General features: G+C 61.6%; 14 protein-coding genes and 1 pseudogene. 4 read left to right on the top strand and 11 right to left on the bottom strand.

Translation table 11 applies throughout. The features are described 5' to 3' along the window. Positions 1–906: a patatin-like phospholipase family protein gene (locus FKM97_RS14355; protein ID WP_144293122.1), complete on the top strand. Its 906-nt coding sequence runs from the start codon at positions 1–3 to the stop codon at positions 904–906. Here FKM97_RS14355 and FKM97_RS14360 read toward each other — a convergent pair. The 3 genes from FKM97_RS14360 to FKM97_RS14370 form a co-directional block, all read right to left on the bottom strand. Beyond that, positions 857–2,212 carry an HlyD family type I secretion periplasmic adaptor subunit gene (locus FKM97_RS14360; protein ID WP_170240917.1) on the bottom strand — a complete coding sequence of 452 codons (1,356 nt, stop codon included), beginning with the start codon at positions 2,210–2,212 and terminating at the stop codon, positions 857–859. The two genes, FKM97_RS14355 and FKM97_RS14360, sit on opposite strands and share 50 nt — an antisense overlap. Beyond that, positions 2,196–3,962 (bottom strand): type I secretion system permease/ATPase, encoded by a 1,767-nt coding sequence (locus FKM97_RS14365; protein ID WP_144293124.1) that lies wholly within the window; start codon positions 3,960–3,962, stop codon positions 2,196–2,198. The genes FKM97_RS14360 and FKM97_RS14365 overlap by 17 nt, the downstream gene beginning before the upstream one ends. A gap of 299 nt (positions 3,963–4,261) precedes the next feature. Further along, positions 4,262–4,723 (bottom strand): nucleoside deaminase, encoded by a 462-nt coding sequence (locus FKM97_RS14370; RefSeq protein WP_246105090.1) that lies wholly within the window; start codon positions 4,721–4,723, stop codon positions 4,262–4,264. Positions 4,724–4,761: 38 nt separating this feature from the next. Between FKM97_RS14370 and FKM97_RS14375 the strand changes: the two are divergent. Together FKM97_RS14375 and rsmD are read left to right on the top strand one after the other, a co-directional pair. Then, positions 4,762–5,553: pseudogene (locus tag FKM97_RS14375) on the top strand (pseudouridine synthase); the annotation flags it as partial. A 4-nt stretch (positions 5,554–5,557) separates the two neighbouring features. Beyond that, a complete protein-coding gene (gene rsmD / locus FKM97_RS14380) occupies positions 5,558–6,115 on the top strand; it encodes a 16S rRNA (guanine(966)-N(2))-methyltransferase RsmD (RefSeq protein WP_144293126.1) in 558 nt (185 codons plus the stop codon). Between the two features lie 15 nt (positions 6,116–6,130). Here rsmD and mutL read toward each other — a convergent pair whose 3' ends face one another. The 6 genes from mutL to ileS form a co-directional block, all read right to left on the bottom strand. After that, positions 6,131–7,912 carry a DNA mismatch repair endonuclease MutL gene (gene mutL, locus FKM97_RS14385; RefSeq protein ID WP_144293127.1) on the bottom strand — a complete coding sequence of 594 codons (1,782 nt, stop codon included), beginning with the start codon at positions 7,910–7,912 and terminating at the stop codon, positions 6,131–6,133. Positions 7,913–7,933: 21 nt separating this feature from the next. Next, positions 7,934–9,289, bottom strand: a complete 1,356-nt coding sequence (locus FKM97_RS14390; RefSeq protein WP_144293128.1) for a M16 family metallopeptidase — start codon at positions 9,287–9,289, stop codon at positions 7,934–7,936. After that, complete coding sequence (locus FKM97_RS14395) at positions 9,286–10,755, bottom strand: M16 family metallopeptidase (protein ID WP_246105091.1); 1,470 nt, start codon at positions 10,753–10,755, stop codon at positions 9,286–9,288. The genes FKM97_RS14390 and FKM97_RS14395 overlap by 4 nt, the downstream gene beginning before the upstream one ends. Positions 10,756–10,925: 170 nt before the next feature. Then, complete coding sequence (locus FKM97_RS14400; protein ID WP_170240918.1) at positions 10,926–11,492, bottom strand: hypothetical protein; 567 nt, start codon at positions 11,490–11,492, stop codon at positions 10,926–10,928. A 116-nt stretch (positions 11,493–11,608) separates the two neighbouring features. Further along, positions 11,609–12,133 (bottom strand): signal peptidase II, encoded by a 525-nt coding sequence (gene lspA / locus FKM97_RS14405; RefSeq protein ID WP_144293130.1) that lies wholly within the window; start codon positions 12,131–12,133, stop codon positions 11,609–11,611. Beyond that, the gene (gene ileS, locus FKM97_RS14410; RefSeq protein WP_144293131.1) at positions 12,130–15,084 is read right to left on the bottom strand and encodes an isoleucine--tRNA ligase; all 2,955 of its coding nucleotides are present in this window, start codon (positions 15,082–15,084) and stop codon (positions 12,130–12,132) included. The genes lspA and ileS overlap by 4 nt, the downstream gene beginning before the upstream one ends. Positions 15,085–15,278: 194 nt before the next feature. On the opposite strand from ileS, the gene FKM97_RS14415 reads away from it, so the two are divergent. Beyond that, on the top strand, positions 15,279–15,488 hold the full coding sequence (locus tag FKM97_RS14415) for a hypothetical protein (RefSeq protein ID WP_144293132.1): 210 nt from the start codon (positions 15,279–15,281) through the stop codon (positions 15,486–15,488). Position 15,489: 1 nt separating this feature from the next. Here FKM97_RS14415 and gor read toward each other — a convergent pair whose 3' ends face one another. Together gor and FKM97_RS14425 are read right to left on the bottom strand one after the other, a co-directional pair. Continuing rightward, the gene (gor, locus tag FKM97_RS14420) at positions 15,490–16,872 is read right to left on the bottom strand and encodes a glutathione-disulfide reductase (RefSeq protein WP_144293394.1); all 1,383 of its coding nucleotides are present in this window, start codon (positions 16,870–16,872) and stop codon (positions 15,490–15,492) included. 11 nt (positions 16,873–16,883) lie between these two features. Continuing rightward, positions 16,884–17,255 carry a VOC family protein gene (locus FKM97_RS14425; protein WP_144293133.1) on the bottom strand — a complete coding sequence of 124 codons (372 nt, stop codon included), beginning with the start codon at positions 17,253–17,255 and terminating at the stop codon, positions 16,884–16,886.

Consider the following 17,255-nt stretch of genomic DNA (forward strand, 5'->3'; position numbering starts at 1 on the left):
ATGCCGGCAGCGCGCGAAATACCCCGCATCGGGCTCGCCTTGGGCGGCGGCGGTGCGCGTGGCTTGGCGCATATCATCATCCTTGAGGCCTTCGACGAGTTGGGGCTGCGTCCGGCCCGCATTGTCGGTACCAGCATCGGGGCCCTGATCGGCGCCGCCTATGCTGCGGGCTTTACTGCCGCGGAAATCCGGGCCCATGCGGAGGGGCTGCTGATCAACCGGCGCGAGCTGGTGCGCCGCGTGTTGGCAGACCGTGAAACGAGCCTTTTGCAGTTCTTTGGCTTTCGTCCCCTGTCTGGTTCCGTGGTCGACGGGCGCATATTGGCTCGTGCCGTCCTGCCCGAAGGAATGCCGAATGATTTCAAGGATCTTCACATCCCCTTCATGGCGATGGCGACCGACTTCTACGGCCGGTGCGAACATCCTCTGACGGAGGGACCGCTGATTCCTGCCTTGGCGGCGAGCATGGCATTACCCGGTCTCATCTCCCCGCAGCGCATCGCCAACATTGTGCTGGTTGATGGTGGCATCACCAATCCGCTTCCCTTCGACCGTTTGGGTGATGTCGACGTCACCATCGCGGTGGATGTCACAGGACGTCCCATCGGCAGTGGCGACCGGTTGCCCACTGGACCCGAATTGTGGTTCCGCTCCTCCATGATCATGCAGCACCTCATCGTGACGGCAAAGCTTGAGCGCAGCCCGCCGGACATTCTGGTCGTTCCCGAAGTGGACCAGGTCAAGGTTCTCGAATTTCTAAAGGTGCAGCAGATCTTGAAGGCGACCGAGCCGGCCAAGGAGGAGCTGAAGCGTAAACTTTCAGCACTTCTCCCTAAGCCGACTCGGCGCCGCGCGGTCAGTCCTCGACGAAGCTCCGCTGGAAAGCGGCAATCAACGGATCCATGATGTAGCGCATGACCGTGCGCGCACCCGTGGTGATTGCGGCATCGGCCGGCATCCCGGGCAACAATTCGATTGCCGGCTGGATCTTGCCCATCTCGTGCTGCGAGACCTCAACTTTTCCGGAATAGAAGCTTGCACCCGTATTGGGATCGGACGTCGCATCGGGCGCCACATAGATCACCCTGCCCTTGATCCGTGGCATGCTGCGTTGCTTGAACGCGGTGAAGTGCACCAAAGCTTCCTGGCCCACCCTCACGACGTCGATGTCGATCGGGGCGATCCTCACATCGATGATCAGTTTCTCGAAATCGGGGACAATGTCCAAGATAGGGGCGCCTGGGGGAATGACGCCGCCGATGGTGTGGAATTTCAAATTGACCACTGTCCCGCCCACCGGAGCCACGATTTTTGTCCGCGACACCACATCCGCCGTCGCCGAGAGCCTGCTGTCGAGTGAGGCGAGTTCCTTTTCCACTTCGGCGAGTTGGCTGGATGCCTTGTCACGGAACTCGGCCTCGACCCCGATGATTTGAAAGTTCGCCTCTCCGATCTGCTGTTCAGCCGAGGCGAGCGAGGCTTTGGCGGAGGAAAGCGCCCCTTCGAACTGGGCCTTTCCGCGCTGCAGCTCCAGGAGGCGGGTTCGCCGTTCGAGGCCTTTGGAGACGAGCCCCTGGGCCGTGTCGAGTTCCTGGGAAAGAAGGGCCAGCTGGCGGCCGGTGCTCTCGACCTCTGCCTTGCGCCCGACGATCTGCTCGTTGAGTTGCGCGATCCTTTGCTCGAGCACCTTTTTTTGTCCATCGAGGGTCTCCCGCCGCAGCTGAAACAGCCGCTTCTGGGATGTGACGATCTCTTCGACCTTGGTCTGCCGTTTGGCGGCCTCTTCGAGCCACTGCGGGAAGACCAGGGGCCGTCCCATGATTTCCGCATCCAGCCTGATCGCGGCCGCCGAGGTCGCATATCGCTGCATCTGCACCACGTCGAGATTGGCCGTGTCACGAGTATTGTCGAGGATGATGAGGGGTTGCCCGCTGCGGACCTTGTCGCCGTCGGAGACCAGGATCTTGGCGATGATGCCTCCCTCGAGATGCTGGACGGTGCGCCGGTAGCCTTCAGGGCTTACGATCCCTGGCGCCAGGGCGGCACTGGCCAGCGGTGCGATGGCGGCCCATGCACCAGCGCCAAATACGAAGATGCCGACGATCGCGATTCCCAGCGCACTGATCTTTCCAAGCGACCTGAGATTGGCGGCCAGCTCTTTGCGGCCGTCCTCCGAAACGTCCGAAGCCGGGGAATTAGGAGCGGATGCCATGGCCAAAACCTGGTGCGATGTGACCGGGACCGGCCGCCGGTCTGCGGCCGTTGTGTTGCTGCGGCGGAGGCGATGGTTCCACCGGTCTCCCACTGATGTTGGCCATGATCTCATCCCGCGGTCCGATCATGGCGACCTGACCGTCCGTCATGACCAGCAGGCGATCGGCGGGCGAGAGGATCTGCGGCCGATGCGCCACTACGATGATGGTCACCCCGAGCTGCTTCAGATTTTCCAGAGACTTGATCAGCATCCCTTCTCCTTCCGCATCGAGATTGGCATTGGGCTCATCCAGGATGAGGATTTTGGGCTGTCCGAAGAGTGCACGCGCCAGCCCGACTCGCTGCCGCTGGCCACCGGAGAGTTGGACCCCGCCTTCCCCCAACAGGGTCTCGTATCCCTGCGGCAGCCTTAGGATCAGGTCATGCACCCCCGCTAGGCGGGCGCATTCCACGATTTGGTAGGATTCGGCAGGACCCATCCGGGCGATGTTTTCAGCGACCGTTCCGGTGAACAGATCCACCACCTGCGGAAGATAGCCGAGATGGGGACCAATCTGCTCATGATGCCAGTGCGCCAGGTCGGCGCCGTCGTAGCGGACGCTGCCGCCGCTCGGCGTGAGGACGCCGATCATGAGCTTGCACAGCGTGCTCTTGCCCGAAGCAGACGGGCCGATGACGCCCAGCATCTCTCCTGGATTGATGGTGAGGTTGACCCCTTTGATGATGGGCGGAATGTGGGGGTTGGGCTGGAACACCACACGCTCCATGTCGATGCGACCACTGGGCGGCGGCAGCTGTACGCCCTTTGCCCGGGGCGGCGCCTTTTCGAAGGCCGCTTTGATGGTATCGAAGGCTTGCTTCGCGCTGATGAACTGCCGCCAGGCTGCGATCGACTGTTCGACGGGCATGAGGGCTCTGGCCAGGATCATCGAACCGGCGATCATGCCGCCTCCCGTCAGTTGCCCCTTGAGGACAAGATAGGCGCCCAGGGCCAGGACCAGGATCTGCGCGACGAGCCGAATGAATTTGGAGATGCCCGAGATGAGGCTGCCCCGGTCGGCGGCGAGTTCCTGCACCTTGAGCGCGCCTTCCGCACTGGTCCGCCAGCGCGCCATGATGTTGGTGAATAGGCCCATGGCTTGCACGGTTTCCGCATGCCGAACCGCCGACTCGGCAAGCCTATACGCGGCCGCGAGATGATTGGCAGCATTGGCGGCGGGCACCTTCTGCATCCGGTGGTTGGCAAGGGCCAGTCCCAGCAGAATCACGGCAAAGGCGAGTGCCGTCATGCCGAGCCACGGATGGAGGATCCACAAGACCACTGTAAAAAACGGCGTCCAGGGCGCATCGAAGAGCGGCGCGATGAGAGGGCCGCCGACGAAATTCCGGATTTGCCCAAGATCTCTTAAGGGCTGGATCCCGATGGGCTGCATCGTCGTCGCGCTGTCCACCGCCGCTTGGACCAGTTGCGGAGCGATTTGCCGCTCGAACCGGGTCCCGACGCGGGTTAGTAGATTCGTTCGGATACTGTCGATGATACTCATGATGACGAAAGCAAATACGGCTGCGATCGTCAGGAATATCAGCGTATCCACATGTGAACTTGATAAAACTCTATCGAATATTTGATAGCTATATAGAGGAGAAACCAGCACCAGTATATTTATGCAGAAACTGAAAAGGGCAGCAATTAACAGCCATACTTTGAGAGAACTGAGGATCTGTCCCGGACGGTTACTCTTTGACATCTTCCATCCACGTTACAAACAAGCCGGACATCACTGCGACAGCGAAGGCATAAAGTCAGGCCCCCATCTGCATTCAGCGCGAACGGGAATCTTCCCTCATCGGCTGCCGAAGATAGCCTGGAGACAAATAACAAAAAGTGCATAGAAAACTTTTATTCAATTTTAGATTGTACACGAGTGAGACCTGTCCCGTCGGCCATGCCTCCGCCGTCGTCGACCGTCACCGTTAATGAAGCTCAACAACCAGAGTTTTTCGACGAAAGCGTGTCGAAATTAATCACTCGAGCCATGGTTGCGCCTTAGCGCCTGCGGGCTTGGAAAAACGTCTGCAAAAGGTCCCTCGCAGCCGTCTCGGCGATTCCGCCGTATACCTCCGGGCAGTGATGACACGTGGCCTGTGCAAAAATCCGTGCACCGTTTTCGACGCCTCCCATGCGCAGGTCTGTGGCGCCGAAATAGAGCCGCCGGATCCTCGCGAAGGAGATCGCGGTGGCGCACATGGCACAGGGTTCCAGCGTGACATAGAGATCGCAGCCGACGAGCCGCTCTGAATCTAAGGTCGAGCAGGCCTTCCGGATGGCCAGGAGCTCCGCATGCGCCGTGGGGTCCTTCAGCTCCAGTGTGCGATTGCGTGCGACGGCCAGTACTACACCCTGGGCCCCGACCACCACCGCACCCACGGGCACTTCCCCGGCATCCGCAGCCTCTCGCGCCGCTTCGAGAGCAATCCCCATGAACGGAAAGTGATTGAGGTGAGCCATGAAGTGCCTTTTGCCAGGACGCGTGCTAAGAGGCCTTCATGACGAACCCGACGCCCAAGACATCGCCAGAGACGCCCCCGGGCGACCGCATCGCCAAAGTGATCGCCCGAGCCGGAATTTGTTCCAGGCGGGAGGCCGAACAACTGATCGCCGCCGGCCGCGTCGTCGTCAATGGTAAAGTGCTGAGCACCCCGGCCCTCAACGTGACCGGCGACGACAAGATCGTGGTCGATGGCAAGGCCATAGGCCAGCGCGAACGCGCCCGCCTCTGGCGCTACCACAAGCCCAGCGGCCTGGTCACGACCCACCGCGACCCCGAGGGCCGTTCTACGGTTTTTGACCATCTGCCCGATAGCCTGCCGCGAGTGATTTCGATCGGCCGCCTCGACATCACCTCCGAGGGCCTGCTGCTGTTGACCAACGATGGCGAGCTGGCACGTCGTCTGGAGCTTCCCGCGACCGGCTGGACCCGCCGTTACCGCGTGCGGGCCTATGGCAAGATCGACCAGCCGACCCTGGACAAGCTCGCCAAGGGCGTGCGGGTGGCCGGCATCGACTACGGGCCCATAGAGGCCAAGCTGGAGCGTGAGCAGCGCGACAATCTCTGGCTGACCATGGTACTCCGCGAGGGCAAGAACCGCGAGATCCGCAAAGTCCTTGACCATATCGGCCTCACCGTAAATCGTCTGATCCGCGTGTCCTACGGCCCCTTCCAGCTCGGTGACCTGGCGCGTGAGATGGTCGAGGAGGTCCCGCGCAAGGTCCTGCGCGATCAGTTGGGCCAGCGCCTCGCCGCAGGCTTGGAGGGATTAGAGCAGCCAAGGGCGGAACGGGATGCGGATCGTCGGCGGCAAAAATAAAGGCTTGAGCCTCGCCGAGCCACAGGACCGTTCGATCCGTCCCACCGGCGACCGGACCCGAGAGGCCCTGTTCAACATTCTCCTCCATGGCATCGACGAGTTCGAGCTTGCGGGCGCGCGCGTCCTTGACCTCTTCGCCGGCACTGGAGCCCTCGGCCTCGAGGCCCTCTCCCGCGGCGCCCGCTTCTGCGTGTTGATCGATGATGGCGTCCAGGCCCGCGGTCTCATCCGGCGCAATGTCGACACCATGGCGGCTCAAGGCGCGACCAAGATCTGGCGGCGGGATGCCACCAGTTTGGGCCCCTGCGCACCGATGCAACCCTTTGATCTGGTTCTTGCCGATCCGCCTTATGGCAAGGGTCTTGGGGAGAAGGCCCTGAGGTCAGCGCTGGATGGTGGATGGCTGGCCCCCGGGGGCGTGGTGCTGTTGGAGGAATCCGCTGACACGCAGGTCGAAATCCCCAACGGGTTGTTGGAGATCGATCGCCGCCAATACGGAGACACGCAGCTCCTCTTCATGCGCGGCGTCTGAGTTCTTGCTGCAGACTCAGCGACGGGCGAACAGCTTTTCGATGTCGCTGAGCTTCAGCTCGATATAGGTGGGCCGCCCGTGGTTGCATTGTCCGGAATTGGGCGTGACCTCCATTTCCCGAAGCAGGGCGTTCATCTCTTCCGGCCGCAGCCGCCGCCCGGAACGGACCGAGCCGTGGCAGGCTATCGTCGCCAATACATGCTCGATTCGCCCTTGGAGGGCCTGGACTCCGCCGGCTTCTTCCAGCTCGTCGGCGAGCTCTTCGATCAACCTCTTGATATTGCCGCCTGCGATCAGCGCCGGCACCTCCCGAACGCAGACGGCGCCGGGGCCAAAATCATCGACCACCAGCCCCAGCATCTCCAGCAGCGATTGCGCCTCCATCACGCGCGCCGCCTGGGCGCCGTCGAGATCGATGATCTCCGGCACCAGGAGCGGCTGACGCGCGATGCCCTGGCGCTCCAGCGAGGCCTTGAGGCGCTCATACACGAGCCTTTCATGGGCCGCGTGCTGATCGACGATGACGACACCGTCGCGCGTCTGGGCGATGATGTAATTCTCGTGCAGCTGTGCCCTTGCCGCGCCCAGCGGAGCCTGGTCGACCGCTGAAGGCTCGTTCTCCGGCCAGGCTGCGGCACTGGGCTCGGCGAAACCGTCAAAGGTGACGGCAAGCGGAGCCTGGAAATTCAAGGCCGCCTGCCGGGCGGTTTGAGAGGGCTCGACCGGTTGGCAAGAGGCAGGATAAGTCGAGCGGGAGGCCACACTGAGTGCAGCGGTGGCGACCGTCGCGGTGGTGCGCTGTGCGGCCTCGTCCAGGCCACGACGCAAGGCGCCGATGATCATCCCGCGGATCAGCCCCTGATCTCGAAAGCGCACCTCCGCTTTGGCGGGATGCACGTTCACATCCACCATCTCGGGCGGAGCGGTCAGGAACAGGGCGACCATCGGGTGGCGTCCCCGCGGCAGGAGATCGCCATAGGCGCCCCGCACCGCCCCCAGCAGCATCCGGTCGCGCACCGGCCGGCCATTGACGAACAGGAACTGCATGGTGCCATAGGCGCGGTTGAGGGTCGGCAGGCCTGCCAGGCCTTGAATGGCAAACCCCTCTCGGCCCCCGCTCACGGCAACCGAATTGTCCACGAACTCGCGTCCCATGATCTCGCCCAGCCGCCGCCTGGCCGCCACCGAGTCCTGGCCGGCCGCGGCATAGTTGAGCAGCCTTTTGCCGCTGGCGCTGAAGGTGAAGGAGATATCAGAATGCGCCATGGCCAGTCGTTTGACGACCTCCAGTGCCTCCGCCGTCTCAGATCGTTCGGATTTGAGGAATTTGAGCCGAGCCGGCACCGCGAAGAACAGGTCGCGCACAGTAACGGTGGTGCCACCTTTGAGGGCGGTAGGCCGAACTTTGGATTTGGCTCCGCCTTCGATACGGATTTCGTGGGCCACGCCGCCAGCCCGCGGTCGTGATTGCAGAGAGAGCCTTGAAACCGAGCCGATCGATGGCAGGGCCTCGCCGCGGAAGCCGAGCGTATCGATCAGCAGCAGGTCTTCATCCGCAAGCTTGGAAGTGGCATGGCGCTCGACTGCCAGCTCGAGTTCGTCCGCATCCATTCCGATGCCGTCATCGACGATCTGGATAAGGCTGCGGCCGCCCTCGGCAAAGACGATGTCGATGCTGTGCGCATCGGCATCGACGGCGTTTTCGACAAGCTCCTTCACCACGCTGGCCGGCCGTTCGATCACCTCGCCGGCAGCGATCCGGTTGATGACGCCTTCCGGCAGCCTGCGGATGCCCATCTGTTGCGACTCAGTCTGTTGTCAGCCCTCGGTGCCGGCAACATTAGTCGGCTTGCCGACAAGCGTGAACAGAAGCTTTCCGGGTCCGAGCAGCCGCTTGGCTGCTTCCCTGACGTCCTCGATGCTGACAGCCTCAACCATCTCGTTGCGTTTGTTGATGTAATCGATGCCGAGATTTTCGAGCTGGATCCCCAACAACTCGTTGGCGATCTTGGAGTTGCTGTCGAAGCGCAGGGCATAGGAGCCAGTGAGATAAGTTTTCGTATCCGCCAATTCCTGTTCCGTCGGTCCTTGGTCGGCCATGCGCTTGACCTCGGCTTCGATGATCTTGACTGTTTCAGCTGCCCGGTCGTTGCGGGTCGCGGCGCCGCCGACCATCAGCCCGGCATGTTTGAGCGGCCAGAGATAACTATAGACTGAGTAACTCAGCCCACGCTTCTCGCGCACCTCTTCGACCAGTCTGGAGCCGAATCCGCCTCCGCCCAGGATGTAGTTCATCACATAGGTCGGAATGAACTCTGGATCGTTGCGCTTCAAGCCCTGTGCTCCGAACTGGATCACGCTTTGGGGAATATCATAATCGATGACTTTGATCGTTGGTCCCTGTTCGACCTTGACCTCGGCGACCTCTGGCAGACGCGTATCATCCGGCAAGGCGCCGAAGATTGAGTCCAACGCCGTTCCCAGAGCCTCGGCGTCGATGTCACCCACCACGGCCACCTTCAACCCCGCGCGGGTGAACAGCTTGTCCTTCAAGGATCGGAGATCTTCCGCCTGGACTGCAGTGATGCCCTCGATCGTTCCGTCTGAATTGTTCGCATAGGGATGGTCGCCGAAGGCGAGTTTCATCCAGTTGCTGCTGGCGATATGCTCAGGATCCTTGGCGCGGTTCTGGAGGCTGACGAGGAGTTGGGCCCGCATGCGTTCGATCGGCGCGGCGTCGAATCGCGGCGCGTTGAGTGCGAGTTTCAGCAAACGGAACGCCTCGTCGCGGTTCGCCGCCAGCGTCTTCAGGCTGCCGCTGAAATTGTCCTGGTCGGCGTCGAAGGAGAGCTTGACTGCCGACGTCTCCAGCGCCTTCTGGAAGGCCTGCGAATCGAGATCGCCGGCCCCCTCATCCAGCATGGTCGAGAGGAAATTCGCGAGTCCCTGTCGATCCTTGGGATCGACGGCTGATCCTCCCTGGAAAGCAAACTCCATGGCGATCATGGGCACGGTCTTATCCTGAACCAGCCATGCCGTGATCCCGCCTGGGGAGGTCACCTCCTGGATCTCCACAGCATCAGCCGGCGTAGCCGCCAAGGGACTGACCAGAGCCAGGAGAAGCACTGTGCCCACTCCGGCGGTGAATCTTTTGAATGGAGTGAACAGGCTCATGATTGGCCCTCCTTCTGGGCAGCGGGACTGCCGGCGGGAACATCTTTTCCGGGCGCCCCCTCAGGCGTGGGCGTCTGGCTCGCAACCGGCCGTATTGCTGGCAGGAGCTCTCCGGTGACAGAACGTTCCGGTTTCAAGTACTTTTGGGCTGCCGCCACCACCTGCTCCTTGGTCACGGCCTTGATGCGCTGTGGCCACAGCTGGACGTCCGCGATCGTCTGTCCCGTGGTCAAGGCCGTGCCGAAGACGCGCGCCAGCATTGCTTGGCTGTCCAGCGCATAAACCGACTGCGCGACTAACGAATTCTTCGCGCTTTCCAGCTGATCGTCGCTGAACTCCCCGGCCTTTACTTGGGCGATGATCGTCTCGATCTCCGTCTCGATCTCATCCATCGTGACCTTTGGCAACGGGGTCACGGCGAGCCCGAAAGTGCCATAATCAAGGCCGTCGCCATCGAACCATGTTGAGGCCGAGCTTGCCAACCGTTTGCCCACCACCAGGTCGCGATAGAGGATGCTGGTGGTGCCGCCGCCCATGATGTTCGAGAGCACGTCAAGGGCCGGTCCTTCTGTGGGTTCGCCCTTCGCGGAGGCCACGGCCAGATAGGATCGATAGAGGCGAGGCGAGGAGACATTGGGATCGCGCAGGGTAAGGGAGCGGGCGACTTCCGCCGGTGGCTCGCTGACACGCACGCGTTCACCGGGCGTCGCGGTATTCTCCAGCGCCCCGTAATATTTCTCCGCCATCTTTCTGACCTCGTCTGGCTCCACGTCGCCGGCGACGATCAGGATGGCGTTAGAGGGTGTATAGTATTGCTTGTAGAAGGCGATCGCATCCTCTTGGCTGAGCGTCTGCATCTCGCTCATCCAGCCGATGATCGGCTTGCCATAGGGATGGTTCAGATAAAGTGCCGCGTCCATCTGCTCCATGAGCCGAGCGCTGGGTTCGTTCTCGATCCGCATGCGGCGCTCTTCGATGATCACATCCCGCTCGGTATTCACATCCTGGGCGGTGAGCTTGAGATGTGTCATGCGATCGGCTTCCATCTCCATCACCATAGGCAACCGGTCTTTAGCGATGCGCTGGAAATAGGCGGTGTAATCCGAAGAGGTAAAGGCGTTGTCCTCCCCGCCATTCTGCCTGACGATCTTGGAGAACTGGCCCGCCGGGATCTTGTCCGTTCCCTTGAACATCAGATGCTCAAGAAAATGAGCGATGCCGGACACGCCTGCCGGCTCGTCTGCCGAGCCGACCTTATACCACACCATATGCGTGACCACGGGCGCTCGGTGATCGGGAATCACCACCACCTGCATCCCGTTTTCGAGAGAAAAGCTGGTCAGATCTGCAAACAGCGACTGGGCTTTAGCGCCCGGCGCCAGCGTGATCAAGCACAGGCAGACGATCGCCACGAGGCATCCGCGAAAGGTGGGGGCCACGCCGCGATGGCGGTGAAGAAACATCATGAAAGCCTCGCATTGAGGAAACCGTGGACCACAGTTGCGGTGCCGAGGCGGGAGCGTCCACTAAATTATTGGTAAGCTAGGCAAGCCTGAGGCAAACGTGATCGGCCATCCTTGTTCAGGATTGCGACCGCCTTTAACAGAGCGCCCCGCCATTTGCAGGGCCCCTCCTGCTAATTGAAGATATTGCCGATATTCCAGACTGAACCGTAATTTGGGTTCTTCGCCTTTTCCAATTCGAGGCGCTTTTGCCGCAGCTCTTTGTTGAGTTGGGCATCACTTTTGGGTGTCCCGTCGGGATTTGTTTTGGACACGCCATAGCGCTGATAGACGTCTCCAGCCGGCTCGGCGGGAGCTGCGGCCTGGGTTGAGGCGACGGCCGTCTGCGGCGCTGCCGCCGCGGCAGCAGAATAGGCGGGGGTCTTGGGCGCGGGAGCGGCATTCTGCAGAATGCTCTCCGGTGGCGTATGCAACGCTTGTTGCCCCACGGCCGCCTCCGCTTCCAGAGCGGCGGCGTTCGCGCCACCTTCCTCTTCAGCGCCCGCCACCGGCGGCTTCAGCGACAGGTCCGGCGGCATGGCCAGCACTTGGTGCGTGCGCACCGCGCGCTCGTCCGGCACCTGCTTTCCCATGCCCAGCATGTCGGTCACGGCAGCACCACTACTGCTCGAGCAGCCGCTCAACTGTGCCCCGGCCAAGGCCAGCAGGCCCAGGCCGGCCAATCGTTTCGCTAATCTCATGCGCTCCATTCCACCGTCACCCCGGGAGAGCAGCAAGCTGCACCTCGTGAGCCCCTTGTTGAACGGTTACGTGATCGCATCATAACTTCCATTCTACTGAGGCGAAACCATGACCGTCAGCTTTGCAAAGGCTCACGGCCCTCGCGCCAACAGTCATACATAAGGCCAACGACCCCGGCAACGATGGCGACATCCGCGATGTTGAATACATACCAGCTATAGCCGGCCGCGTGAAAACTGAAGAAGTCCGCCACGGCCCCATGAACCAGCCGGTCGATCATGTTGCCGATGGCCCCGCCGATGATCATCCCCAGGGCGACGATCGTCAGAACCCGTTGAGTCCGTCCGAGCCAGATGATCAATGCGACGGTGACGACAAGGCTCAAACCGATCAGCAGCCATCGACCCTCGTCGCTGTGCTGCGTGAACCAACCATAGCTGATTCCTCGATTCCAGACGAGCACGAGATCAAAGAAGCTGGTCACCTGGATGGGGCCCCTGGCCGTGATCTCATAGACGAACAACATCCAGGCCTTGAACGCCTGGTCGATCACCAGCACGAACAGCGCCACCATCCAGCCGAGCCGCGCTGCTGCCCCGAACGGTTGTGCCCGCGCCGAGCCGACCGCTCCATCGGTCATACGGAGGCGGCGCTCATCTGGAGCGCCCTCCATTCGCGCACGGCCTCGGCATCGCGCGGGGTAATGTCGGGATAATCCGGATCGCTGCCGACATCCGGCGAGATTTTCCAGGAGCGGGCGCATTTGCGCCCTTCTGCCCGCGCTGGCACCACGGCGACGCCGACGACGTCCGGGAGACGATAGGCATCGTCCGGCCCATCGCCTTCCTTCAGCGTCGCATCGCTGGTGATGGAGATCTCGGCCAGATCGATCCCTTCCATGGCCCCCAGCAGACCAGGATCAGAGAGATAGACAATTGGCGCGGCCTCCAGGCTTGAGCCGATGGCCTTGGCGGCGCGCTCGATTTCAAGCGCTCCGGTGACCACGCGGCGCACCTGTCGGATCTTCTCCCATTTATCGTTGAGCGCATCGTCGCGCCAGTCGCCAGGGACCTCAGGAAAAACCCGCAGATGTACCGAACCGTCCGTCGATGGGAAGCGGGCGAGCCAGGCTTCCTCCATGGTGAAGGCGAGCATGGGCGCAAGCCAGGCGGTGAGGCAGGAAAACAGCTGGTCCATCACGGTCCGGCACGCGCGGCGGCGGATCGACGACAACGGGTCGCAATAAAGCGCGTCTTTACGAATGTCGAAATAGACCGACGACAGCTCGATCGTGCAGAAGTTGAAGAGGCGGGAGAAGATGCGGCGATAGTCGAAGGTGCCGTAACCTTCCCTCACCTGCCCGTCGAGCTCCCACAGCTTGTGCAACATGTAGCGCTCGAGTTCGGGCATGTCGGCGACCGCGACGCGCTCGGATGCCTCGAAGCCCGCCAGACCACCCAGAAGGTAGCGCACGGTGTTGCGCAGCTTGCGATAGGCATCTGCGTTCGCCTTGACGATCTCGGGCCCGATCTTGAGGTCGTCCTCGTAATCCGAAGACATGACCCACAGCCGCAGAATATCTGCGCCGTTCTGTTTGATGACATCCTGGGGGGCGGTGATGTTGCCGAGGGATTTCGACATCTTGCGCCCCTCTTCATCCATCACGAAGCCATGGGTGACGACTTCGTCATAGGGCGCATGCCCCCGCGTTCCGCAGCTTTCGAGCAGCGAGGAGTGGAACCAGCCACGATGCTGGTCCGTGCCTTCGAGATAGATCACCCGATCCTCGCCGCCCGCGAAGGCGCGCTTTGGTTGAAGATCAGGTCGCTGTTCCAGCACGAAGGCATGGGTCGAACCGGAATCGAACCACACGTCGAGAATATCGGTGACCTGTTCCCATTCGTCGGCAGTGAAGTCGTTGCCCAGGAATCGTGCCTTGGCGCCCTCGGCGAACCAGGCATCCGCGCCCTCCGCCTCGAATGCCTCAGCGATGCGCTGGTTGACGGTTTCGTCCCTGAGGACTTCGGCGCTCTCCTTGTGGATGAATACCGCGATCGGCACGCCCCAGGCGCGCTGCCTCGAGATCACCCAGTCCGGACGGTTTTCGATCATGCCCCGGAGCCGATTTTGTCCCGACTGCGGAACGAACCGTGTCGCCTCGATGGCGTCGAGTGCCCGATGCCGCAGCGTATCGCCAGCAGCGTCGATGTCGCGGTCCATGGCGATGAACCATTGCGGGGTGTTGCGGTAGATGACCGGCTTCTTGGACCGCCAGGAATGAGGGTATTGGTGCTTCAGCCTTCCGCGCGCGATAAGCATGCCGGCAGCCTGCAGAGCTTTGATGACGGACTCGTTCGCATCCCCCTTGTCACCCTTGTCGGTGATGACGCGGCGGCCCTCGAAGCCGGGTGCGTCCTTGGTGAGAAATCCGTCGGCATCCACGGTGAACGGGATCGCCGGATCGATGCCCCGCGCCCGGAGGCTCTGCTCGCTGGACGTCCAGATCTCGAAATCGTCCGTGCCGTGCCCGGGTGCGGTATGCACGAAGCCGGTGCCTGCATCGTCGGTCACATGCTCGCCGTCAAGCAAGGGCACCCAGAAGCTGTAGCCCAAGCTGCGCAGCGGATGCTCGGCGGCAAGCTGTTTCAGGAGCGATGCCGCAACATCCCCGCGGCGTTCGTAAGCCTCAACCTTGGCCTGTTTGAACACGCTGTCTGCGAGCTGGTCGGCCAAGATCAGTCGGTCGCCCACTTTGGCCCAGTTGCCTTCGGCCGCCGCGGTCACCTCATAAAGACCGTAAGCGATCTTGGATGAAAAGCTGATCGCCCTGTTCCCCGGAATGGTCCAGGGGGTCGTGGTCCAGATGACGATGCTCGCCGCGTCGAGCCCGTGACCGGACTGCACAGGAAACTTCACCCAGATCATGTCCGACTGGTAGTCCTGGTACTCGACTTCCGCCTCCGCAAGCGCCGTCTTCTCCACGACCGACCACATGACCGGCTTCGATCCGCGGTAAAGCTGACCGGTCGCTGCGAATTTCATCAATTCACGCGCGATCTGGGCTTCCGCACCGAAGCTCATGGTCAGATAAGGATCGGCCCAGTCGCCGATCACCCCCAGCCGCTGGAACTCCGCCGACTGGATCTTCACCCATTCCTGGGCGAATTCGCGGCATTGCCGGCGGAACTCGTTGATCGGCACCGCATCCTTGTCCAGCCCCTTCGCCCGATACTGCTCCTCGATCTTCCACTCGATCGGCAGGCCGTGGCAGTCCCAGCCGGGCACATAATTGGAATCATAGCCCAGCATCTGCAGCGAGCGCGTGACCACATCCTTGAGGATCTTGTTCAGCGCATGCCCAATGTGGAGATTGCCGTTCGCATAGGGCGGACCATCATGCAGCAGATATTTCGTCCGCCCCCGGGCATCCTCGCGCAGCCGCTCGTACAAGCCGATCTCCCGCCACCGCGCCAATATCTCCGGCTCCTTCTGCGGCAGCCCCGCGCGCATGGGAAAGTCGGTTTTCGGCAGGAACAGAGTGTCGCGGTAATCTAGCGGTTCAGTGCCGCTCCGGCTCGTATGCTCGCTCATCGTCAATATCTGTGCCTGCTTCTGGCTCTAAGGAACGCGAATGCCGGGCTTTCTAACAATGATGGCGCTAACAATCCAGCAGACGCTTGCAGAACCGTGTAACAGCCGCCCATCCCAGCGACCGAGGCTGCCACAGTTTCACCCAATATCAACGATATCGACAAACATTCTACTTTAGGTTGCAGGAGTGACCAATGTCGATTAAGAGCTTTGCCCAGAAGAATGCATTTTCTATTTTAAACCTCGTAGCGATGGTTCCTATCGTCGGCTTTGCGACGGCGTCATATTTCAAGAAGAGCGAGCCGGTCGTCGTCTTTGCTGAGCCGGCTCAGTCCGAGCTTTCGGCTGCCGACAATTCCCACGATGGCACTTGGGTCCCTCAGACCGATCATGTGATGGGCTAATCTACTCTGCGGCGTGTGCCTGACGCACGCGCTTGACCTTCATGGTTACCAACTCTTCGGCTGCCGTCGGATGTACGGCGACGGTCGCATCGAAGTCGGCCTTCGTTGCTTTCATCTTGATGGCGATGCCGAGGAGTTGGACCATCTCGCCGGCATCAGGCCCCAGGATGTGGCAGCCAACCACGCGTTGGCTCTCGGCATCCACCACCAGTTTCATCATGGTTCGTTCCTCCCGGCCTGAAAGCGTCCCCTTCATCGGGCGGAACTTCGTCTCATAAACGTCGACATCGCTGAAGCGCCGGCAGGCCGCCTCTTCCGACATCCCGACAGTGCCGATTTCCGGCTGGGAGAACACAGCTGTTGGGACAGTGTCGTAATCGACGACAGTCGGATTGTTGTTGAACAGGGTCTCTGCGAAAGCCACCCCCTCTCGGATGGCGACCGGCGTCAGCGCCATTCGGTCGGTCACGTCGCCAATGGCGTAGATGCTGTCGACGGAAGTCTTGGAGTGTGAGTCGACCTCGATCTCGCCTTTCTTACCCAGCGGAATGCCGACGCTGTCGAGCCCCAGCCCGTCGGTGTTCGGGATGCGGCCGAGAGCAAGCATCACCTGATCCGCCTGGATCTCGTCCCCGCCGCTGGTGGTCGCCACGATGCAGTCGCCGCGCCGCTCAAGCTTCTTGAACACCTCGCAGCATCGGATCTTGATCCCCTGCCGCTCATATTCCGTATGCAGTGACGTGCGGAGGTCGTCGTCGAATCCGGAGAGAATTTCCTGGCCCCGGTAGAGGATCGTCGTGTCTGCGCCCAGACCATTGAAGATGCCTGCGAATTCCACGCCGATGTAACCTGCCCCAGCGACGATGATCCGCGCTGGCAGCTTCGGCAGGTCGAACGCTTCCTCGGAAGTGATGGCAAGCTCGTGCCCAGGCAGGTCCTTGTGCCGATTGGGCCTCCCCCCGGTGGCGATGAGGATCACGCGGGCGCTAATTTCGCGCCTGCTCTTCTCCAGCCTGACGCTGTGCGGCCCGGTGATGACGGCCCGGTCCTCGATGACCTCGACGCCGGAGATGCCCAAATTTTGCTGATAGATCGCCGAGAGCCGCGAGATCTCCCGCTCCTTGTTGGCGACCAGCGTTGGCCAATCGAAACGAGGTTCGACCTTATCCCAGCCGAAGCCCACCGCATCCTCGAAGCTCTTGGCGAACTGGCTTGCATAGACATACAGCTTCTTTGGAACGCAACCGCGGACGACACAGGTGCCGCCGATCCGCGACTCTTCTGCGATCGCCACTTTGGCACCGTAGAGCGCCGACATCCGCGCCGCCCTTACGCCGCCCGACCCGGCGCCGATGACGAAGAGGTCGTAATCATGGGCCATCAGAAATTCACCTTTCAATCATTCTGGTCCGGCTCGGCTACCAGATGCACGAGCCCGGCTGGATTCTGGATCCAGAAGCCGCGGAAGCCACTGGGCAGTGGCTCCACCGAATCGCATCTCTTGACGCCGGCCGCCTTTAGCACCGTGGCGGCTCCTTCCGCGTCGCTCGTCACGACCTCCAGCCAAATCTCCGCATGGCGCTGACCCTCCACCCGGTCCAGCCACAACCGGATCGGTCCGAACGCGACAATCGCTGTACCCGGGCTACGGAACTCGACCTCGAGCCCCAGCGTGTCGCGATAGAACACGACAGCCTCGCCAAATTCCTCTGGTGCCAGCTTCATCGCCACATTGGAGCCGCCGCTGAATGTCGGAGTGTCCGCCAT

The organism is Rhodoligotrophos appendicifer, assembly GCF_007474605.1.
Classification (GTDB): Bacteria; Pseudomonadota; Alphaproteobacteria; order Rhizobiales; family Im1; genus Rhodoligotrophos; species Rhodoligotrophos appendicifer.